The 19,357-nt window shown below is 72.2% G+C and carries 22 protein-coding genes; 11 read left to right on the forward strand and 11 right to left on the reverse strand.

The window, feature by feature from the left end; genetic code table 11:
* Positions 1-92: 92 nt before the first annotated feature.
* Positions 93-1,322: an urea ABC transporter substrate-binding protein gene (urtA, locus tag HNP84_RS13505; protein ID WP_185050010.1), complete on the reverse strand. Its 1,230-nt coding sequence runs from the start codon at positions 1,320-1,322 to the stop codon at positions 93-95.
* A gap of 221 nt (positions 1,323-1,543) precedes the next feature.
* Here urtA and HNP84_RS13510 point away from each other — a divergent pair, with 221 nt between their 5' ends.
* Genes HNP84_RS13510 through HNP84_RS13535 form a run of 6 tightly spaced genes read left to right on the forward strand, consistent with a single transcriptional unit; the run spans position 1,544 to position 6,168 of the window.
* On the forward strand, positions 1,544-1,846 hold the full coding sequence (locus HNP84_RS13510; protein WP_185050011.1) for an urease subunit gamma: 303 nt from the start codon (positions 1,544-1,546) through the stop codon (positions 1,844-1,846).
* A 46-nt stretch (positions 1,847-1,892) separates the two neighbouring features.
* Positions 1,893-2,216: an urease subunit beta gene (locus tag HNP84_RS13515; protein WP_185050012.1), complete on the forward strand. Its 324-nt coding sequence runs from the start codon at positions 1,893-1,895 to the stop codon at positions 2,214-2,216.
* The gene (locus tag HNP84_RS13520) at positions 2,209-3,939 is read left to right on the forward strand and encodes an urease subunit alpha (RefSeq protein WP_185050013.1); all 1,731 of its coding nucleotides are present in this window, start codon (positions 2,209-2,211) and stop codon (positions 3,937-3,939) included. The genes HNP84_RS13515 and HNP84_RS13520 overlap by 8 nt, the downstream gene beginning before the upstream one ends.
* 21 nt (positions 3,940-3,960) lie before the next feature.
* Positions 3,961-4,617, forward strand: coding sequence for an urease accessory protein UreF (locus HNP84_RS13525; RefSeq protein WP_246518114.1), 657 nt, complete (start codon positions 3,961-3,963; stop codon positions 4,615-4,617).
* 34 nt (positions 4,618-4,651) lie between these two features.
* Positions 4,652-5,341, forward strand: coding sequence for an urease accessory protein UreG (ureG, locus tag HNP84_RS13530; RefSeq protein ID WP_185050015.1), 690 nt, complete (start codon positions 4,652-4,654; stop codon positions 5,339-5,341).
* Positions 5,338-6,168 (forward strand): urease accessory protein UreD, encoded by an 831-nt coding sequence (locus HNP84_RS13535; RefSeq protein WP_312924679.1) that lies wholly within the window; start codon positions 5,338-5,340, stop codon positions 6,166-6,168. Before ureG ends, HNP84_RS13535 begins: the two co-directional genes overlap by 4 nt.
* A gap of 34 nt (positions 6,169-6,202) precedes the next feature.
* On the opposite strand, the gene era is transcribed toward HNP84_RS13535, so the two are convergent.
* The 7 genes from era to HNP84_RS13570 form a co-directional block, all read right to left on the reverse strand.
* Entirely contained in the window at positions 6,203-7,141 is a 939-nt protein-coding gene (gene era, locus HNP84_RS13540) for a GTPase Era (RefSeq protein WP_185050016.1), read from the reverse strand.
* Positions 7,138-7,464 carry a cytidine deaminase-like protein gene (locus tag HNP84_RS13545; RefSeq protein WP_185050017.1) on the reverse strand — a complete coding sequence of 109 codons (327 nt, stop codon included), beginning with the start codon at positions 7,462-7,464 and terminating at the stop codon, positions 7,138-7,140. The genes era and HNP84_RS13545 overlap by 4 nt, the downstream gene beginning before the upstream one ends.
* Before the next feature lie 9 nt (positions 7,465-7,473).
* Positions 7,474-8,103 (reverse strand): hypothetical protein, encoded by a 630-nt coding sequence (locus HNP84_RS54940; RefSeq protein ID WP_185050018.1) that lies wholly within the window; start codon positions 8,101-8,103, stop codon positions 7,474-7,476.
* Positions 8,104-8,887: 784 nt separating this feature from the next.
* Positions 8,888-10,192, reverse strand: a complete 1,305-nt coding sequence (locus tag HNP84_RS13555; RefSeq protein WP_185050019.1) for a hemolysin family protein — start codon at positions 10,190-10,192, stop codon at positions 8,888-8,890.
* Positions 10,189-10,668: an rRNA maturation RNase YbeY gene (gene ybeY, locus HNP84_RS13560; protein ID WP_185050020.1), complete on the reverse strand. Its 480-nt coding sequence runs from the start codon at positions 10,666-10,668 to the stop codon at positions 10,189-10,191. The genes HNP84_RS13555 and ybeY overlap by 4 nt, the downstream gene beginning before the upstream one ends.
* On the reverse strand, positions 10,668-11,711 hold the full coding sequence (locus HNP84_RS13565) for a PhoH family protein (protein ID WP_185050021.1): 1,044 nt from the start codon (positions 11,709-11,711) through the stop codon (positions 10,668-10,670). The genes ybeY and HNP84_RS13565 overlap by 1 nt, the downstream gene beginning before the upstream one ends.
* Positions 11,712-11,792: 81 nt before the next feature.
* Positions 11,793-12,143 (reverse strand): HIT domain-containing protein, encoded by a 351-nt coding sequence (locus HNP84_RS13570; protein ID WP_185050272.1) that lies wholly within the window; start codon positions 12,141-12,143, stop codon positions 11,793-11,795.
* A 278-nt stretch (positions 12,144-12,421) separates the two neighbouring features.
* Between HNP84_RS13570 and HNP84_RS13575 the strand changes: the two genes are divergently transcribed.
* Together HNP84_RS13575 and HNP84_RS13580 are read left to right on the forward strand one after the other, a co-directional pair.
* Positions 12,422-12,901 carry a SigE family RNA polymerase sigma factor gene (locus tag HNP84_RS13575; RefSeq protein WP_185050273.1) on the forward strand — a complete coding sequence of 160 codons (480 nt, stop codon included), beginning with the start codon at positions 12,422-12,424 and terminating at the stop codon, positions 12,899-12,901.
* Positions 12,898-13,551, forward strand: a complete 654-nt coding sequence (locus tag HNP84_RS13580; RefSeq protein WP_185050022.1) for a hypothetical protein — start codon at positions 12,898-12,900, stop codon at positions 13,549-13,551. Before HNP84_RS13575 ends, HNP84_RS13580 begins: the two co-directional genes overlap by 4 nt.
* A 51-nt stretch (positions 13,552-13,602) precedes the next feature.
* Here the strand turns inward: HNP84_RS13580 and HNP84_RS13585 are convergent, their stop codons facing one another.
* Genes HNP84_RS13585 through hrcA form a run of 3 tightly spaced genes read right to left on the reverse strand, consistent with a single transcriptional unit; the run spans position 13,603 to position 16,578 of the window.
* Complete coding sequence (locus HNP84_RS13585; RefSeq protein ID WP_185050023.1) at positions 13,603-14,400, reverse strand: 16S rRNA (uracil(1498)-N(3))-methyltransferase; 798 nt, start codon at positions 14,398-14,400, stop codon at positions 13,603-13,605.
* 15 nt (positions 14,401-14,415) lie between these two features.
* The gene (gene dnaJ / locus HNP84_RS13590) at positions 14,416-15,552 is read right to left on the reverse strand and encodes a molecular chaperone DnaJ (RefSeq protein ID WP_185050024.1); all 1,137 of its coding nucleotides are present in this window, start codon (positions 15,550-15,552) and stop codon (positions 14,416-14,418) included.
* A 12-nt stretch (positions 15,553-15,564) separates the two neighbouring features.
* Positions 15,565-16,578, reverse strand: coding sequence for a heat-inducible transcriptional repressor HrcA (gene hrcA / locus HNP84_RS13595; RefSeq protein WP_185050274.1), 1,014 nt, complete (start codon positions 16,576-16,578; stop codon positions 15,565-15,567).
* A 176-nt stretch (positions 16,579-16,754) separates the two neighbouring features.
* On the opposite strand from hrcA, the gene HNP84_RS13600 reads away from it, so the two are divergent.
* The 3 genes from HNP84_RS13600 to HNP84_RS13610 are packed head-to-tail and all read left to right on the forward strand — an operon-like array spanning position 16,755 to position 19,342.
* The gene (locus HNP84_RS13600; RefSeq protein ID WP_185050025.1) at positions 16,755-17,732 is read left to right on the forward strand and encodes a hypothetical protein; all 978 of its coding nucleotides are present in this window, start codon (positions 16,755-16,757) and stop codon (positions 17,730-17,732) included.
* Positions 17,733-17,759: 27 nt separating this feature from the next.
* The gene (locus HNP84_RS13605) at positions 17,760-18,584 is read left to right on the forward strand and encodes a DUF3097 domain-containing protein (RefSeq protein WP_185050026.1); all 825 of its coding nucleotides are present in this window, start codon (positions 17,760-17,762) and stop codon (positions 18,582-18,584) included.
* Positions 18,581-19,342, forward strand: a complete 762-nt coding sequence (locus HNP84_RS13610; protein ID WP_185050027.1) for a DUF4870 domain-containing protein — start codon at positions 18,581-18,583, stop codon at positions 19,340-19,342. The genes HNP84_RS13605 and HNP84_RS13610 overlap by 4 nt, the downstream gene beginning before the upstream one ends.
* The last annotated feature ends 15 nt before the right edge of the window (positions 19,343-19,357 follow it).

Genomic DNA, 19,357 nt, shown 5'->3' on the forward strand with positions numbered 1-19,357 from the left:
CGGACCGAGGGCGAAGAGGTGGCGTATGTCCGTGATCAGGTCACGTCCCGGTCCCGGAACCGGTCCTGGGGAGGGCTGTCGGGGAACCGGGCTCAGCCGGAGGCCAGGCCCGCGGCCCAGGGGTAGCCCTTCAGGTAGGGATCGGGCTTGATCGGCTCGCCGGAGTTCCACACCTCCTTGATCAGGCCGTCGGGCTGCACGACCCCGATGCGCGCGGTCTTGTACATGTGCTGGTTCTCGCCGTCGATGGTGACCAGGCCCTCGGGGCGCTCCAGGGCGATGCCGCCGGCCGCCTTCTTCACCGCCTCGACCTCGACGGTGCCCGCCTTCTTCACCGCCTCGGCCCACAGGTAGACGGCGTTGTATCCGGCCTCCATCGGGTCGGAGGTGACCTTGTCGGCGCCGTACTTGGCCTTGAACGCCTGCACGAACTTGGTGTTCGCGGGGGTGTCGGTGGTCTGGTAGTAGTTCCAGGCCACGAGGTGCCCGGCGATGTTGTCCACGCCGATGCCCTTGACCTCTTCCTCGGCCACGCTGACCGACATGGTGGGCATGTCCTCGGCGGTGACGCCGGCGCTCTTGAGCTGCTTGAAGAAGGCCACGTTGGAGTCGCCGTTGAGGGTGTTGAACACCGCGTCGGGCTTGGCCTGCACGACCTTGTTCACCAGCGTGCTGTACTCGGTGTGGCCGAGCGGGGTGTACTCCTCGCCGATGACCTCCATGCCGTTGGCGGCGGCGTACGCCTTGATCACCTTGTTCGCGGTGCGCGGGAAGACGTAGTCGCTGCCGACCAGGAACAGCTTCTTCTTGCCCTGCTCCTTGAGGTACTCCAGGCCCGGCACGATCTGCTGGTTGGTGGTGGCGCCGGTGTAGAAGATGTACGGCGAGCTCTCCAGGCCCTCGTACTGGACGGGGTACCACAGCAGGGCCTTGCGCCGCTCGAAGACCGGGAGCATGGCCTTGCGGCTGGCCGAGGTCCAGCCGCCGAACACGGTGGCGACCTTGTCCTGCGCGATGAGCTTGGTGGCCTTCTCGGCGAACGTGGGCCAGTCGGAGGCCCCGTCCTCCACGACCGGGATGAGTTTCTTGCCCAGGACGCCTCCGGCCGCGTTGATCTCCTCGATGGCGAGGAGTTCGGCGTCCTTGACGGTGACCTCGCTGATGGCCATGGTGCCGCTCAGCGAGTGCAGAATGCCGACCTTGATGCCGTCTTCACCGCCGCCGGCCGCTTGCTGGGAGGATGAGGACCCGGGACCACAGGCACCGAGCGCGACGACGAGCGCCGCCAGCGGTAATGCGATCCGCCAGGCTGAGTTCCGCACGAAGTTCCTCCTTGCCGAGTGGGCCCCCGCACGTTCTGTTGCCGCCAAGGTGACTTCGGGAAATTTCCTGAGAAGGTCGTAATTGTTAATTGCTTTTTACCGAAAGTTCACGGTCACAACGGAACCGCGCCCCAAGCGCTCCACGTGCGCCGTTACACGGCGAAACAGCCACGACATGCCGCGGCAACATCGGGGTAACAGCCGGTTCTTAGGGTCCGGCCATGCGGCTCACCCCACACGAGCAGGAACGACTGCTCATCCACGTCGCCGCCGGGGTCGCCCGGGAGCGCAAGGCGCGTGGCCTCCGGCTCAACCACCCGGAGGCCACGGCGATCATCGCGTCCTTCCTCATGGAGGGCGCCAGGGACGGCCGGAGCGTCGCCGAGCTGATGGAGGCGGGGCGCAAGGTGCTCACCCGGGACGAGGTCATGGACGGCGTGCCCGAGATGCTGGAGTCGGTGCAGATCGAGGCCACCTTCCCCGACGGCACCAAGCTCGTCACCGTCCACAGGCCGATCCCGTGATCCCCGGAGTGAACCCGATGCGGCGGGCGAGGAGGGTGAGCGACCGGTGATACCCGGAGAGTACGTGCTCGGTGAGGGCGAGGTCGCGTTGAACCCCGGCCGGGAGCGGCTGACGTTGCGGGTGACCAACACCGCCGACCGGCCGATCCAGGTCGGCTCGCACTACCACTTCGCCGCCGCGAACCCGGGCCTGTCCTTCGACAGGAAGGCCGCGTGGGGGTGGCGGCTCGACGTGCCCGCGGGCACCGCGATCAGGTTCGAGCCCGGGGTCGAGCGCGATGTGACGCTGGTCCCGATCGCCGGGCGCCGCATCGTACCCGGCCTGCGCCCGGAGTGGGCCGGACCTCTGGACGGGAGCCGGCATGCCTGAGGCGAACCCCGCGCTGTCGCGGGCCCGCTACGCCGCCCTGTACGGCCCGACCGTCGGCGACCGGGTGCGCCTGGCCGACACCGACCTGTTCATCGAGGTCACCGAGGACCTGGCGATGGGCCCCTCGGGAGCGGGCGACGAGGCCGTGTTCGGCGGCGGCAAGGTGATCAGGGAGTCGATGGGCCAGGCCCGCGCCACCCGCGCCGAGGGCGCCCCCGACCTGGTCATCACCGGCGCGGTCATCCTGGACCACTGGGGCGTGGTGAAGGCCGACGTCGGGATCAGGGACGGCCGGATCAGCGCGATCGGCAAGGCCGGCAACCCCGACACCATGGACGGCGTCCACCCCGGCCTGGTGATCGGCCCGTCCACGGAGATCCTGGCCGGCAACGGCAAGATCCTCACCGCGGGGGCCATCGACTCGCACGTGCACCTGATCGCGCCGCAGATCCTGGACGAGGCGCTGGCCGCGGGCGTGACCACGATCATCGGCGGCGGCACCGGCCCGGCCGAGGGCACCAAGGCCACCACGGTCACCGGCACCTGGTACGTCGCGCGGATGCTGGAGGCGCTGGACTCCTGGCCGGTCAACGTGGCGCTGCTCGGCAAGGGCAACACGGTCAGCACCGAGGGCCTGATGGAGCAGCTCCGCGCGGGCGCGTCGGGCTTCAAGCTGCACGAGGACTGGGGCACCACCCCGGCCGCGATCGACGCCTGCCTGGCGGTGTGCGAGGCCACCGGGGTGCAGGCCGCGATCCACACCGACACGCTGAACGAGGCCGGGTTCGTGGAGTCCACGCTGGCCGCGATCGGCGATCGTACGATCCACGCCTACCACACCGAGGGCGCGGGCGGCGGGCACGCGCCCGACATCATCCGGGTCGCGTCGTACGCGAACGTGCTGCCGTCCTCGACCAACCCGACCCGGCCGCACACCGTCAACACCCTGGACGAGCACCTGGACATGCTGATGGTGTGCCACCACCTCAGCCCGTCGATCCCGGAGGACCTGGCCTTCGCCGAGTCGCGCATCCGGCCGTCCACGATGGCGGCCGAGGACGTGCTGCACGACATGGGCGCCATCTCCATGATCGGCTCGGACTCCCAGGCGATGGGCCGCGTGGGCGAGACGATCATCCGCACGTGGCAGACCGCGCACGTGATGAAGCTGCGCCGGGGTGCGCTGCCGGGCGACGGCCCGGCCGACAACCTGCGCGCCCGCCGTTACGTCGCCAAGTACACGATCTGTCCCGCGGTGGCGCACGGCCTGGACGCCGAGGTCGGCTCGGTCGAGACCGGCAAGCTCGCCGACCTGGTGCTGTGGGAGCCCGCCTTCTTCGGGGTCAAGCCGCACCTCGTGGTCAAGGGCGGCGTGATCGCGTACGCGCAGATGGGCGACGCGAACGCGTCCATCCCGACCCCGCAGCCGGTCTTCCCCCGCCCGATGTTCGGCGCCGCGCCGCTCACGGCCGCGGCGACCTCGGTGCACTTCGTGGCGCCGCTGGCGCTGGAGGACGGCCTGGCCGACCGCCTGGCCGTACGCCGCAGGCTGGCGCCGGTGCTCGACGTGCGCGGGCGCGGCAAGGACGCGATGCCGCTGAACGACGCCCTGCCCCGGATCGAGGTGGCCCCCGACACCTTCGAGGTCCGCATCGACGGCGAGCTGATCGAACCCGCCCCCGCCGAGTCGCTGCCGCTGGCCCAGCGGTACTTCCTGTTCTGAGCCGGGGTGACGATGAACGCGATGCTGCTGCTCCTGGCCGACTCCCGGCTGCCGGCGGGCGGGCACGCCCACTCGGGCGGCACGGAGCAGGCGGTCGCGTCGGGGGCGGTGCACGACGTGGCGAGCCTGGCGGCGTTCCTGCGCGGCCGGCTGGCCACGGCGGGCCTGGTCGCGGCCGGGCTGGCCGCCGCGGCGGTGACCGCCTCCGGTGCCGGCTGGGCGGAGCTGGACGCGGAGGCCGACGCGCGTACGGCATCGCCCGCGCAGCGGGAGGCGGCGCGCACCCAGGGCCGGCTGCTGCTGCGGGTGGCGCGGCGCATCTGGCCGGCGCCCGCCCTGGACGAACTGGCGGCGGCGGTGCCCAGCCCGCACCACCCGGTCGTGCTGGGCGCGGTGGCCGCCGCCACCGGATGCTCGCCGAGGGACGCCGCGCTGGCCGCCGCCTACAACGCGGTCACCGGCCCCGCCACCGCCGCCGTACGCCTGCTCGGCCTGGACCCCGTCGAGGTCCACCGCCTGCTCGCCGGCCTGGCCCCGGCGCTGGAGGACACGGCGGCCACCGCCGCGTCGGCCTGCGCCGCCGGAGAGTCGGCCCGCCTGCCCGCTCACGCCGCTCCCGCGCTCGACCTGCTCGCAGAACAGCACATCCGCACCGAGGTACGACTGTTCATCTCATAGACCTGCCGATCGCTTGAAAAGGACGGTACCGACCATGGGCGGTAACCACGCCGACCACCACCACGCTCCCGACGGCCACGGCCGGGCCCTGCGCCTGGGCATCGGCGGACCCGTCGGCAGCGGCAAGACCGCGCTCGTCGCGGCGCTGTGCCGCACCCTGGGGCCGTCGATGCGGCTCGGCGTGGTGACCAACGACATCTACACCACCGAGGACGCCGACTTCCTGCGCCGCGCGGGCGTGCTCGACCCCGAGCGCATCAGCGCCGTGCAGACCGGCTGCTGCCCGCACACCGCGATCCGCGACGACATCGCGGCCAACATCGACGCGGTGGAGGGCCTGGAGGAGCGGTTCGGCCCGCTCGACCTGGTCATCGTGGAGAGCGGCGGCGACAACCTGACCGCGACGTTCAGCCGCGGCCTGGCCGACAAGCAGATCTTCGTGCTGGACGTCTCCGGCGGCGACAAGGTGCCCCGCAAGGGCGGCCCCGGCGTGACCACGGCCGACCTGCTGCTGATCAACAAGACCGACCTGGCCCCGCTGGTCGGCGCGGACCTGACGGTGATGTCGCGCGACGCGGCGGCGGTGCGCGACGGCAAGCCGGTGCTGTTCACCTCGTTGCGCGAGGACAGGGGCGCGCACTCGGTGGCCGAGTGGGTGACCGGGCTGGTGCACGACTGGGCCCACCACCACCGCGCCCCGGCGCCGACCACCTCCACGGCGTGACCGCGCCACCAGACCGGGCCCAGTCAGAACGAGCACAGCCGGAACGAGCGCTGTCGGAACGAGCGCGGGATGACCGGGCGCAGGCGGACCGGGCCCAGGCGGGCTGGGCGCACGCACCGGGCCGGGCCGCGCGTTCGATCCACGCGCGGGCGGCCGTCGTCGCCGAGGCCGGGCCCGGCGGGCGCACCCGGCTGACGACGCTGCGCTCGGCGCCCCCCTTGACGCTGCGGCAGACCGGCCCGGAGCGGGTGCACCTCGTCTCGACCGCGGCGGGCCCGCTGGGCGGCGACCATCTGGAGCTGGACATCCTGGTCACCGAGGGCGCCACCCTGGAGCTGGGCTCGATCGCCAGCACGCTGGTGCTGCCCGGCCCGGGGCGCTCGGCGATGGTGGTGACCGCGCAGGTCGCGGCGGGCGGCAGGCTCACGTTCGCGCCCGAGCCGACCGTGCTGGCCGCCGGGTGCGACCACGCCATGACCGTACGCCTGGCGCTGCACGCCGACGCGTCGGCGTACTGGCGGGAGGAGATCGTCTTCGGCCGGCACGGCGAGACCCCCGGGCGCTGCCACGCCCGCTTCGACGCCACGGTGGACGGCCGGCCGCTGCTGCGGCAGGAGTTCACCGTGGGCGACCCGGCCGTGGACGGCAGCCCCGCGGTCTACGGCGACGCCCGCTGCGTGGGGAACGTGCTCGTCGCGGGCCCCGGGTTCACGCACCCGGAGCCGGGCGTGGCCCCGGGGCGGGCGGTGCTGCCGCTGGCCGGTCCGGGCACGCTGATCTTGGCCCTCGCCCCCGACGCGGTGGAGCTGCGCCGCCGCCTGGCGTAGCCGCCGCCCGCCGGCCTGCCATGAGTCGTAACCGTCAGTCGTAGAAGCCGAGGCGGCGGAGCTGCTTGGGGTCGCGCTGCCAGTCCTTGGCGACCTTGATCCGCAGGTCCAGGTAGATCCGGGTGCCGAGCAGCGCCTCGATCTGCTTGCGGGCGCGGGTGCCGACCTCCTTCAGCCGCTCGCCGCGGTGCCCGATCACGATCGCCTTCTGCGAGGGGCGCTCGACGAACATGTGGGCGTAGACGTCGAGCAGGTCGTCGCGGCCCTCGCGGGGCGCCATCTCCTCCACCACGACCGCGATCGAGTGGGGCAGCTCGTCGCGCACGCCCTCCAGCACGGCCTCGCGGATCAGCTCGGCGACCAGGACCTGCTCGGGCTCGTCGGTCAGCTCGCCGCCGGCGTACAGCGGGGGGCCCTCGGGGAGGCGATCGACGAGCAGGCCGGTCAGCACGTCGAGCTGCTCGCCGCGCTGCGCCGAGACCGGGACGATCTCCGCGAACTCCGCGAGCTGCGACACCGCGAGGAGCTGTGCGGCGACCTGCTCGCGGGAGGCGAGGTCGGTCTTGGTGACGATCGCCAGGACCGGGGTCTTCTTCACCGCGGCCAGCTTCTCGGCGATGAACCGGTCGCCCTTGCCGATCGGCTCGTCGGCGGGCACGCAGAAGCCGATCACGTCCACCTCGGTCAGGGTGGACAGCACCAGGCTGTCCAGCCGCTCGCCGAGCAGGGTGCGCGGGCGGTGCAGGCCGGGCGTGTCGACGATGACGAGCTGGGCGTCGGGGCGGTGCACGATGCCGCGGATGGCCCGGCGCGTGGTCTGCGGCTTGGACGAGGTGATCGCCACCTTGGTGCCGACCAGCGCGTTCATCAGCGTGGACTTGCCGACGTTCGGCCGCCCCACGAAGCACGCGAACCCGGCGCGGAACCCCGGCGGGGCCTCGCCCGGCAGTGTGGGCTGCGGCGGCGCGGTCATCGCAGCGTGCCGTCGGGCCCGGCGGTGAACAGGGCCTTCGCGCCGAGGTCGGTCACGGCGGCCCGGTCGGCCTCGCTCGGCCCCTCGCCCGCGGTGACCAGCGCGGCGGCCTCCAGCGACTCCGCGCCGCTCGACACGGCCATGGCCACGGCCACCTGGAGCGCCGACAGGGTCAGCGAGGGCAGCGCGACGTTGGTCGCGGAGTAGGTGCGGCCGGTCTCGTCGCGCACCGCGGCCCCCTCGGCGGCGCCGGTACGGGCGCGGGCGGCGCGCGCCAGCGTGATGATCTTGTTGTCCTCGGGGTCGAGCGTCGCCTCAGTCACGGCTCTAGGTTACTCAGCCTCGCCGGTGACCTTGGCCGTGACGGCCCTGGCGAAGGCCGCGGTGCGCGCCGGGTCGGCGGTGTCCACACCCGTGTGCACCATTGAGATCAGCGTCTGACCGGCGTGGACGAACACCAGGTGCATCTCGTACGGGTAGCCGTCGAGCCTTCCCCGCAGCCGTGCCCCCCGGGCGCCGTCGGCCAGGTCCCCCACCTCCAGCGGCGCCAGGGTGAAGGAGGTGCCGCGCCCGGGGTCCTGGCGGCGAGCGGGCCGGGCCCTGCCGCACTCGTCCAACGCGTCCCTGAGCGCGTCGAAGGCGTCGCCGGCGCCGCCCGCGTACCCGGCGACGGCCGCGCTCGCGTACTCGCCGACCCGATCGCCGTCGAAGGCCACCGCGGCCCGGACCCGGGGCCGCTCCCCCGGCGGACGCCCGGCGGCGGCGTCCAGCAGCGCCCGGCACTCCGCACCGGCGGCCCGGAACGGCGGGCGCCACGCCTCACGAGGCCGGGCGGAGAACCCCTCCGGCAGCCCCTCCACCGCCTCCAGCAACCCCCGCACCGCGGCCCGCTCCTCGCGCACCGGCGCCTGCCCGAACGTCGGCCCACCGGCACCGCACCCGGCCAGCACCCCGCAGGCCACCAGCCCCCACGCCAGCCCCCAACTACACCGCCGACTACACCGCCGACTACATCGCCCCAAAGCCCCCATGAGACGCACATACCCCACGCGGTCCCCGCTCTACGCACGCTCGTCGCGCCGAGCATCCCCTTCCCGATCACCATGGGCACGGTCACCATCCGGGCCGGGAGTGCCGGAGCAACGCCGGACCTTCCGCGCGACGGGATGACGGCGGGCGCCGGAACCCACGACTCCCCCCCCGCTGCGGGCCTGATGTGGAGGCTCACGGAGGACACGGTCCTGCGCGAGGCGCACCCGGGTGGCATCACCCCCGGTCACAGCGGCACCGCACGCGACAAACCCGCTTCGCGGACGGCGACGGCGGCACCGCCCGGACCGACTGCCTGATGGTCGATGCCGGCTCGGCGGTGAGCGCCCGGCTGTGGGCGCCGCAGCTCGAGAACACGGCCTGAGAAGGCGGCCTGAGAAGGCGGCCTGAGAAGGCGGCCTGAGAAGGCGGCCTGAGAAGGCGGCCTGAGGAAGCGGCCCGAGAAAACGGCCTGAGAAAAGGCGAAAGGACGCTCCCGCCCACCCAGCAAGGGCGGGAGCGTCCTTAAACCCAACGAGCGCGTCACGGCCGGTCGCCCGGCCGCGACGTCACTCGTATCCCCCCGGGCCGCCCTTGCCCGATACCCCTTCCGGCTCGGGCGCCCCTGTCGCGACTCCCGGAGCAGCGGGCGTCGCATCTACATATAAGCGGCGACGGCTTGCAATCCACTTACAAGGGACTTGCCGGGCAGATGGATCAGTCGTGCTCGGCGGCGGCCGCGACCTTGGCGTCGTCGGAGCCGGCGACCCGGCGGACGACGACCGTGCTGATCCGGTTGCGGCGTCCGGCCAGGCTCTCGGCGGTGAGCCGCAGGCCCTCCACCACGGCGGTGGAGCCCGCGATGGGGACCCGGCCCAGGGCGTGTGCCAGCAGGCCGCCCACGGTCTCCACGTCGTCCACGTCGATCTCGGTGTCGAACAGCTCGCCCAGCTCGTTGACCGTGAGCCTGGCGGTCACCCGGACCGAGCCGTCGGCCAGCCACTCGACGCGCGGGGCCTCCTGGTCGTACTCGTCGGTGATCTCGCCGACGATCTCCTCCAGGACGTCCTCGATCGTGACCAGGCCGGCGGTGCCGCCGTACTCGTCGATGACGATGGCGAGGTGGATCTGGCGGGCCTGCATCTCGCGCAGGAGCTGGTCGATGGGCTTGCTCTCGGGCACGTACGTCGCCGGCCGCATCTGGGTCTCGACCCGCTCGGCGCCGCCGCCGTCGCCGGCCTCGTGCACGCGGCGCACGATGTCCTTCAGGTAGGCGATGCCGATCACGTCGTCCTCGTTCTCGCCCACCACCGGGATGCGGGAGAAGCCGCTGCGCAGCGCCAGCGACAGCGCCTGGTTCAGCGTCTTGCCGCGCTCGATGAAGACCATGTCGGTGCGCGGCACCATGACCTCGCGCACCAGGGTGTCGCCCAGCTCGAACACCGAGTGGATCATCTCGCGCTCGTCGGGCTCGATCACCCGGCGCTCCTCGGCCAGATCCACCAGGTCGCGCAGCTCGGCCTCGGAGGTGAACGGGCCCTCGCGGAAGCCCTTCCCGGGGGTGAGCGCGTTGCCCAGCAGGATGAGGAGCTGGGGCAGCGGGCCGAAGATCCGGGTCAGGCCGTACACGATGGGGGCGCTGGCCAGGGCGATGGGCTCGGCGTGCTGGCGGCCCAGCGTACGCGGTGAGACGCCCACGATCACGTAGCTGACCACCACCATGGCCGCCGCGGCGGCGGCGTAGGCCCAGCCCTGGTCGCCGAGCAGGTCGATGAAGAGCAGCGTGGCGATGACCGTGGAGACCAGCTCGCAGCACAGCCGCAGCAGGAGCAGCAGGTTGAGGTAGCGCGGCGGATCGGCCACCACCGCGCGCAGCCGCCGGGACCCGCGCCGGCCCTCACGGACGAACTCCTCCGCGCGCACCCGCGAGATGCGGGTGAGCGCGGTCTCCGCACTGGCGATCAGGCCGCCGATCACGACGAGGACTACGGCGGCCAGCACCCATGCGTTGGCCGAACTCACGGTTCCGGCCGCACCTCCCGCCACGATTCGAGCAGTTCGGCCTGAAGGCCGAACATCTCGGCGTGTTCCTCGGGCTCGGCGTGGTCATAGCCGAGCAGGTGCAGGATGCCGTGGGTGCACAGCAGCTCCAGCTCCTCGCGGGCGCCGTGCCCGGCCTCGGCCGCCTGTTTGGCCGCCACCTGCGGGCACAGCACCACGTCGCCGAGCAGCGCGGGGTCGGACGGGGCGTCGGCCTCCTGCCGGCCCCCGCCGGTGCCGGGACGCAGCTCGTCCATCGGGAAGGCCAGGACGTCGGTCGGGCCCGGCTCGCCCATCCACTGCTCGTGCAGCACCGACATGGCCGCCTCATCGACCACCAGGATCGACAGCTCGGCCAGCGGATGGACGCCCATCTTGCCCAGGACGTGCCCGGCCAGTTCGACCAGGGAGTCCTCGTCGATCTCGACGCCGGACTCGTTGGCCACCTCGATGGTCATCACTGCCCCCGGGGGCGCTTGGCGCCCTTGATGGCGCGCGGCTCGCTCTGCCGCTGCTGGCTGGCGTCGTAGCGGCCGTAGGCGTCGACGATGTCGCTGACCAGGCGGTGGCGTACGACGTCGGCGCTGCTGAGCCGGCTGAAGTGGATGTCCTGGATGCCCTCCAGGATCTCCTGTACGACCTTCAGCCCGCTCTGCTGGCCGCCCGGCAGGTCGATCTGGGTCACGTCGCCGGTGACGACGATCTTGGACCCGAAGCCGAGCCTGGTCAGGAACATCTTCATCTGCTCCGGCGAGGTGTTCTGGGCCTCGTCCAGGATGATGAAGGCGTCGTTGAGCGTGCGTCCGCGCATGTAGGCCAGCGGGGCGACCTCGATCGTGCCCGCGGCCATCAGCCGCGGGATCGACTCGGGATCGACCATGTCGTGCAGGGCGTCGTACAGCGGGCGCAGGTAGGGGTCGATCTTCTCGTACAGCGTGCCGGGCAGGAAGCCCAGCCGCTCGCCCGCCTCGACCGCCGGCCGGGTCAGGATGATCCGGTTGACGTCCTTGTTCTGCAGCGCCTTGACGGCCTTGGCCATGGCCAGGTACGTCTTGCCCGTGCCCGCGGGACCGATGCCGAACACGATCGTGTGCTTGTCGATCGCGTCGACGTAACGCTTCTGGTTGACGGTCTTGGGCCGGATGGTCCGGCCGCGGGAGGACAGGATGTCGAGGGACAGCACCTCGGCAGGGCGCTCGCTGGTCATCCGCAGCATCGCGATGCTGCGCTCCACCGCGTCCACCGTGAGCGGGGTGCCGCCCCGCACCAGCTCGACCAGTTCCTCGAACAGGCGCACCACGGCGCCGCTCTCTTCGGGGGAGCCGGTCACGGTGATCTCGTTCCCGCGAACGTGGATGTCGGCGCGGAAGGCGCCCTCGATGACCCGGAGCAGTTCGTCGCGCGAGCCCAGCAGGCTGACCATGGAGTAGTCGTCGGGGATGACCACCTTGGCCTGCGTGTGGGCGGGACCCTTGGGTCTGGTGTCGTTTACTTCGGACATGGGCAGGCTCGCGGCCTGTTCGCCTCCCGTTTTCGGCACGGTTCTCTCACGTCATGGTAGCCGCCGGAACCCGCTTCGCGCTCATCCGGGAGGCCAGTTCAGCCCACGGCCGCCGATCAGGTGTCCGTGCACGTGGAAGACGGTCTGACCGGCCGCGGGACCGGTGTTGAACACCAGGCGGTAGCCCTCGGCCGCCACCTCCTCCGCCTCGGCGATGCGGTGGGCGGCCATGATCACCTCATCGGCCAGGCCGTCGTCGGCCGCGGCGAGCGCGGCGGCGTCGCGGTAGTGCTCCTTGGGGATCACCAGGACGTGCGTCGGGGCCTGCGGATTGATGTCACGGAAGGCGAGAGTGCGCTCGGTCTCGTGCACGATCGTGGCCGGGACCTCCTTGGCCACGATCTTGCAGAACAGACAGTCGTTGTCCACGATCATAGAGCTCCACCATATCGGTAAGCGCCGTTGCCAATCGGTAATCCACCGGCGGCTGCACGGTAAGATCCTCCCGGATAGGGTGAGTGTGCAACACTTCAGCGAAACAGATTCTCGGGCGAGGCCACCGGCGAGGACACGACTGGGTCATGCCCCCAAATGAACCGGAAGAGCGTAGTAAACCCTCGGCGAAGGCTGCGCGTCCCACTGATGTGACCACCGAGACCCTCGTGGCCGACAGGTCGCTCGGGGCGGTGCCCGTCGGGTGGGATGCCGACATGGCCGTGACGGCGCTCTATAGCGCGCACTATCGGTCACTCGTGCGTCTCGCAGTGTTGCTGGTCCGCGATAATGCCACCGCGGAGGAAGTCGTGCAGGACGCGTTCGTCGCCATCCATGGCGCCTGGCGCAGGCTGCGCGATCCCGACAAGGCGCTCGCCTACCTGCGGCAATCGGTCGTCAACCGATCCCGTTCCGTACTGCGCCACCGCGCGGTCGTGGAGAAGTACGCACCGAAGGGCCTGCCCGACGCGCCGAGCGCCGAGAACGGCGCCATCGGCGAACTGGAACGATCCGCCGTCATCGAGGCGTTACGCAGCCTGCCCACCCGCCAGCGCGAGGCCCTGGTTCTGCGGTATTACGGTGACCTGTCCGAAGCCGAGATCGCGAACACGATGGGCATCAGCAAGGGCGCGGTCAAGAGCCACACGGCTCGTGGCATGGCCGCCTTACGTACCGTTCTGGAGCAGTTGTCATGACCGAGTCCACCGACGAGCACGGCGATCTTCTCCGCCGGGTGCTCCGGGCGGAGGCGGACGCGGTGGTGCCCTCCCCGGACGGACTGGAGATCATCCGTGCCCGCATCGAGCAACGCGGCTCACGCGGGCTGTTCTGGTGGCGCGCCGCGGCCTCGGCCGCCGGCGCGGTGCTGGTCGCCGCCACGGTCGTGATCGTGTGGCCGCAGATCCAGGGCGAGGAACCGCAGCAGCAGACGGTTCAGACGGTCGTGGACGAGACCAGCGCCCCGGAGATCCGGGCCACCTCGCGCGCGCCCGCGCCCACCGCGGCCACCACGTCGCTGCCCGCCAAGCAGCCGCCGCCGGTCCCGCCGGTGCAGACGCCGAGCGAGGAGCCCAAGCCGACGGCGCCTGCCCGCACCCCGCGGCAGACTCCTACGCGCTCCGACCCCTGCCCGACTCCGGCCGCGGGCGAGCCCAGGGCCGGCGCCCGTGACGACTGCCCCGCGGAGGCGACCCCCACTCCCACGCCGACGCCCAGCGACTCCGGCGGCTCCCAGACGCCCGGCGAGCCCTGCCCGGCCGACGAGTGCCCGCCCTCCGACGCCGATCCGGCACCCAGCGTGGTCACCACGCCGGTGAACACCGGCGCCGACGCCACCCCCAACTGAACCCCCGCCGCCCCGAGCCGCCCCGCACCCCGCGGATCGGCCCGGCGGACGTCACCAGCGGCCGGTGCGCGACGACAGCACCGCCGCGGCGGCCAGCCCGGCCGTGGACGTGCGCAGGACCGTTGGGCCCAGAAGGGCCGCCACGGCGCCCGACGCGCGGAAGCGGTCCAGCTCCTCCGGGGTGATGCCGCCTTCGGGGCCCACCACGAGCACGATGTCGCCCTTATCCGGCATGGGCAGGCCCGACAGCGGGGTCTCGGCCTCCTCGTGCAGCACGACGGCGGCGGACGCGCCGGCCAGCAGTCCGGCGACCCCGGCCGTGGTCGCGAGCTCGGTCACCTGCGGCAGGTGGAAGCGGCGCGACTGCTTGCCCGCCTCGCGCGCCGTGGCCCGCCAGCGGGCCAGCGCCTTGGCGCCGCGCTCGGCCTTCCACTGGGTGACGCAGCGGGCGGCGGCCCAGGGCACGATCACGTCCACGCCGGCCTCGGTCATCATCTCCACGGCCAGCTCGCCGCGCTCGCCCTTGGGCAGGCCCTGGACCACGACGATGCGCGGTTCCGGGGCGGGCACCTCGTAGACGCGGTGCACCGACAGGCGCAGCGCGTCCTTGGCCACGGCGGCGACCGTGCACTCGGCCACCCGGCCCGCGCCGTCGGTCAGGTCCACGCGCTCGCCCTCACGCAGCCGGCGTACGGTGGCCGCGTGGCGGCCCTCGGCGCCGCCGAGGACGACCTCGCCGACCACCTCGCCTCCCGAGCCGGCCGAAGCGCCCGAGGGGCCCCAGGGGCCCGAGGGGCCCGCGGGGCCCGGTGCGGGCAGGTCGGCGGCCAGGAACAGCGGTACGGTCATCGGCCCGGCCGCGCCTCAGCGGCCGTTGAAGGCGTCGCGCAGCCGGGAGAAGAAGCCCTGCTGGCCGGGGGCGAACTTGCCCGGCGGGCGCTCCTCGCCGCGCAGCTTGGCCAGCTCGCGCAGCAGCTCCTCCTGCTGCGGGTCGAGCTTGGTCGGCGTCTCGACGTTGACGTGGATCAGCAGGTCGCCGCGGCCGGACTCGTTGAGCCGCTGCACGCCGCGGTTGTACAGCGGGATGACCTGGCCCGACTGGGTGCCGGGCCGAACGTCGATCTCCTCCTTGCCGTCGAGGGTCTCGACGCTGAGGATCGTGCCGAGCGCGGCGGCGGTCATCGGGATCTGGACCGTGCAGTGCAGGTCGTCGCCGCGGCGCTCGAAGATGTCGTGCGGCAGCTCGACGATCTCCAGGAACAGGTCGCCGGGGGGACCGCCGCCCGGACCGACCTCGCCCTCGCCCGCGAGCTGGATGTGGGTGCCGTCCTCGACGCCCGCCGGGATGCGCACCTTGATCGTACGCCGGGTGCGCACGCGCCCGTCGCCGGAGCACTCGGGGCACGGCGTGCGGATGATCGAGCCGAACCCGCCGCACTGCGGGCACGGCCGGGAGGTCATCACCTGGCCCAGGAACGAGCGGGTGACCTGCGACACCTCGCCGCGCCCGTGGCACATGTCACAGGTGTCGGGGTGGGTGCCGGGCGAGGCGCCGGACCCGGTGCACACCTTGCACAGCACGGCGGTGTCGACGGTCAGTTCGCGGGTGGTGCCGAACGCGGTCTCGCGCAGCTCCAGCTCCACCCGGATGGTCGCGTTGCGCCCGCGCCTGGCCCGCGAGCGGGGCCCCCGGCTCGCGCCGGAGGCGCCGAAGAACGCGTCCATGATGTCGCTGAACGGGAACCCCGCGCCGAACCCGCCCGCGCCCGCGCCGGCGCCCGAGGAGAACGGGTCGCCGCCGAGGTCGTACATCTGGCGCTTGTTGGGATCGGACAGTACCTCGTAGGCCTGCGTGATCTCCTTGAACCGCTCCTGTGTCGCGGGATCGGGGTTCACGTCAGGGTGGAGCTCGCGCGCCAGCCGCCGATACGCCTTCTTGATCTCATCGGGACTGGCGTCACGGCGTACCCCGAGGGTGCCGTAGTAGTCGCTCTTAGCCACTTATCGACCTCGTTAAGATGCAGCCAGGATCTGGCTGACGTAGCGTGCCACCGCGCGCACCGCGCCCATCGTCACCGGATAGTCCATGCGAGTGGGGCCCAGCACACCGAGCCGAGCCAGTTGCTTGTCGCCCGAACCGTACCCGGCCGCCACGATCGACGTGCCGCGCAGGCCGGTATAGGGAACCTCCGAGCCGATGCGCACCGTCAGCGCCTTGCTGTCGGAGGTCTCCCCGAGCAGGCGCATGAGCACCACCTGCTCTTCCAGCGCCTCCAGCACCTCACGCAGGCCGACCGAGAAGTCGGCCGCCGCGAGGTTGGCGGCGCCGGCGAACACGATCTTCTCATCATGCCGCTCCACGAGCGCTTCGAGAAGCACCGACAGGACCATCGCCGCCACCGGCCGGTCCTCGGCCGGCACCCGGTCGGGCAGGTCGGCCACGTTGTCGGGGACCTTGTTCAGGTCGCACCCGTCGAGGGAGGCGTTCAGCAGCGCGCGCAGGTGCGCGATCCGGTTCTCGTCCACCGCCTCGGGCAGCTCGATCACCCGCTGGTCCACGCGGCCGGTGTTGGTGATCAGCACCAGCATCACGCGGCGCTCGGTGAGCGGCACCAGCTCGATGTGGCGCACCGTGGAGCTGCTCAGCGTGGGGTACTGCACCACGGCGACCTGGCGGGTCAGTTGCGCGAGCAGGCGTACGGTGCGGGTGACCACGTCGTCGAGATCGACCGCGCCCTGCAGGAAGGACTCGATCGCGCGCTTCTCGGCGGCCGACAGCGGCTTGATCTGGGAGAGGCGGTCGACGAAGAGGCGGTAACCCTTGTCGGTGGGGACCCGGCCGGCGCTGGTGTGGGGCTGGGTGATGTATCCCTGCTCCTCCAGCACCGCCATGTCGTTGCGGATGGTCGCGGGCGAAACCCCGAGGCTGTGGCGCTCGGTGAGCGCCTTGGAGCCCACCGGCTCGTTCGTGGAGACGTAATCTTCGACAATGGCACGGAGCACCGCGAGCTTGCGGTCATCGACCAACGTGCTCACCTCCCTGCTTCACGCGGCTTACTGGGGAAACGCGAGGTCTGGCACTCGGTGTTCCCGAGTGCCAAGTGTACGGCTCCGGCACACGAGGTGCGATAACGCGAGCGTCGCAAGCCACCGCCAAGTCGGCTGCCTTCCGGTGTCAAGTGCGAGCCGCCACACTCTTCGGTATGACTGACACACCTCCCGAGGGCGCCGACCGCACCACTCGCGTGCCGCGCTCGGCTCAAGGGACGCCGTCCGCCTCTCCCCAGGGCGCGCCGGCTCCCGGCCCTTCGACGACTCCTCCCCCGCCCTCGGGCGCCCAGCCGTACGGCGGCGGGCAATCCTTCGGCGCGCAGGCGGGCCCGCCGTACGGCGGCACCCCCGCCCCGCCGTTCGGATCTCCCCAGTACGGCGGGCAGCAGCAGCCCTACGGCAGCCCGCAGCAGCCGTACGGGCAGCAGCCCTACGGCTCCCCCGGCCAGCCCGGCGGACCGGACTGGCCCGGCGGCCCCGGCGGCCCCGGCGGCCCCGGTTACGGCGGCCCGCCGCCCGGCTACGGGCCGGCCGCGGTGCCCAAGCAGCAGATCCGGCCGAAGCTGACCTGGGTGTGGCTGTCCTGGGTGGTGGCGATCCTGTGCCTGATCGGCGGCGTGGCGGGCGGCGTCGCCGGCCTCTTCGGCAGCGTGAGCGACGTGGCCCCGGCCACCCCGTTCGCGCCGGGCCAGACGGCCAGCGTAACCCTCGACCCGGCCGACCAGCCCGCCTTGTACATCGCCACCGACCAGAACGTCAACTACGAGTGCTCGATCGACAACGGGGGCAAGCTGACCCGTTCCGCGGTGAGCCAGAACGTCACGGTCAACAACGTCAACTGGCAGCTCATCCTGAACATCGAGGTCCCGAAGGCCGGGACGTACAAGGTGGCGTGCGCGACCCAGGAGAACGCCCCCGACGTGCGGTTCGGCGTGGGCAGGAACCTCGGCGACGTGGCGAGCGGGCTCGGCGGCTCGGTCGCGGTGCTGTTCGGGGTGCCCACCGCGGGCTTCCTGTTCGCGATCATCGTCACGATCGTGGTCCTGGTGCGGCGCAGCGGCGCCCGCAAGCGCCTGGCCGCGAGCGCGGCGGGCGTCGGCGGCCCGCCTCCCGGGCCCTACGGCGGATGATCACCCCGTTTGCTAGCGTCACCTGACATGTACGGGCGCGACGTGCTGGCGGACGACTGGCGGCGGCGGAAGAAGGCCGCCATCCCGCAGATCCCGGCCGAACCCGACCTCGTGGTCGAGGACGCCGGCAGCGGGTTCTGCGGGGCGGTGGTGGCCTGCGACAAGGAGGCCGTCACCCTGGAGGACCGGTTCGGGCGGCGGCGGCTGTTCCCGCTGGCGCCCGCCGCCTTCCTCCTGGAGGGCAAGCCGGTGACGCTGGTACGCCCGCCCGCCGCGCCCCCCGCGGGCGGCGCGGGGCGCCGCCGCAGCGCCTCGGGCTCGATCGCCGTCGAGGGGCTGCGCGCCCGGGTGGCCCGCGAGAGCCGGATCTACGTCGAGGGCGTGCACGACGCCGCCCTGGTGGAGAAGATCTGGGGCCACGACCTGCGGGTCGAGGGGGTCGTGGTGGAGTACCTGGAGGGCGTGGACGACCTGCCGGCGATCGTGGCCGAGTTCGGCCCCGGGCCGGGCAGGCGGCTGGGCGTACTGGTGGACCACCTGGTCCCCGGCTCCAAGGAGAGCCGCATCGCCGCCCAGGTGGCCTCCCCGCACGTCCTGGTCGTCGGGCACCCGTTCGTGGACATCTGGCAGGCCGTCAAACCGGCCACCCTGAAGATCCCCGCCTGGCCCCGGGTGCCGCACGGCCGCCCGTGGAAGCAGGGCGTGATCGAGGCGCTCGGCTGGCGCATGGAACCCGCCGACGCCTGGCGCCGCATCCTCGGCGCCGTATCCAGCTACACCGACCTGGAGCCCGAACTGCTGGGCCGGGTCGAGGAACTCATCGACTTCGTCACCGCTCAGGAGAGCTCATGACCGACACCAACGGCCAGCCCGGCGACCCGCGCGACGCGCCGGGCGACCCGGCCGCCCCCGACCAGGACCCCAACCGGACCACCTTCGCCCGCCACCAGCCGCCGCCGTACCAGGCCCAGCCCGGGTACGACCAGGCCGGGTACGACCAGCCCCAGCCGGGCTACGGCCCCCCGCCGGGACAGGCGTACGGCCAGCAGGGCTACGGCCAGGACTACGGGCAGCAGAGCTACGGACAGCAGGACTACGGGCAGCAGGACTACAGCCAGCAGAGCTACGGCCAGCAGAGCTACGGCCAGCAGGACTATGGCCAGGCGGGCTACGGGCAGGCCGGGTACGGGCCGGGATACGGCTCGGCCCCCGGGTACGGCTCGGCCCCCGGGTACGGCTATGGTCCCACGCCGGGCTACGGTGCCCCGGCCTCCGCGTACGGCCCCCGCCCCGGCTCCGACGACACCACGATGGCCATGATCGGCCACCTGCTCGGCCTGCTGACCTGGTTCGTCGGCCCGCTGGTGCTCTACTTGGTGAAGAAGGACGAGTCGCCCTACGTCCGCCGCCAGACCGCCGAGGCGCTGAACTTCCAGATCACGTTGCTGATCGCCTACTTCGTCAGCTTCGTCCTGACGTTCGTGTTCATCGGCGTCTTCCTGTTCATGATCGTCGGCGTCGGCGCCCTGATCCTGTCGATCATGGCCGCGGTCGCCGCCAACCGCGGCGAGGACTACCGCTACCCGTTCAACATCCGCATGGTGAGCTGACCCGGCCCGGCAGGC

Origin of the sequence: Thermocatellispora tengchongensis (genome assembly GCF_014202315.1) — a bacterium.
Taxonomy (GTDB): domain Bacteria; phylum Actinomycetota; class Actinomycetes; order Streptosporangiales; family Streptosporangiaceae; genus Thermocatellispora; species Thermocatellispora tengchongensis.

Bases quoted from the DNA above. Each gene is read 5' to 3' on its own strand.
- HNP84_RS13510 (WP_185050011.1), top strand. From the start codon at position 1,544: ATGCGGCTCACCCCACACGAGCAGGAACGACTGCTCATCCACGTCGCC.
- HNP84_RS13520 (WP_185050013.1), top strand. From the start codon at position 2,209: ATGCCTGAGGCGAACCCCGCGCTGTCGCGGGCCCGCTACGCCGCCCTG.
- HNP84_RS13525 (WP_246518114.1), top strand. From the start codon at position 3,961: ATGCTGCTGCTCCTGGCCGACTCCCGGCTGCCGGCGGGCGGGCACGCC.
- ureG (WP_185050015.1), top strand. From the start codon at position 4,652: ATGGGCGGTAACCACGCCGACCACCACCACGCTCCCGACGGCCACGGC.
- era (WP_185050016.1), bottom strand. From the start codon at position 7,141: ATGACCGCGCCGCCGCAGCCCACACTGCCGGGCGAGGCCCCGCCGGGG.
- ybeY (WP_185050020.1), bottom strand. From the start codon at position 10,668: ATGACCATCGAGGTGGCCAACGAGTCCGGCGTCGAGATCGACGAGGAC.
- HNP84_RS13565 (WP_185050021.1), bottom strand. From the start codon at position 11,711: ATGTCCGAAGTAAACGACACCAGACCCAAGGGTCCCGCCCACACGCAG.
- HNP84_RS13575 (WP_185050273.1), top strand. From the start codon at position 12,422: ATGGCCGTGACGGCGCTCTATAGCGCGCACTATCGGTCACTCGTGCGT.
- HNP84_RS13580 (WP_185050022.1), top strand. From the start codon at position 12,898: ATGACCGAGTCCACCGACGAGCACGGCGATCTTCTCCGCCGGGTGCTC.
- HNP84_RS13585 (WP_185050023.1), bottom strand. From the start codon at position 14,400: ATGACCGTACCGCTGTTCCTGGCCGCCGACCTGCCCGCACCGGGCCCC.
- HNP84_RS13600 (WP_185050025.1), top strand. From the start codon at position 16,755: ATGACTGACACACCTCCCGAGGGCGCCGACCGCACCACTCGCGTGCCG.
- HNP84_RS13605 (WP_185050026.1), top strand. From the start codon at position 17,760: ATGTACGGGCGCGACGTGCTGGCGGACGACTGGCGGCGGCGGAAGAAG.
- HNP84_RS13610 (WP_185050027.1), top strand. From the start codon at position 18,581: ATGACCGACACCAACGGCCAGCCCGGCGACCCGCGCGACGCGCCGGGC.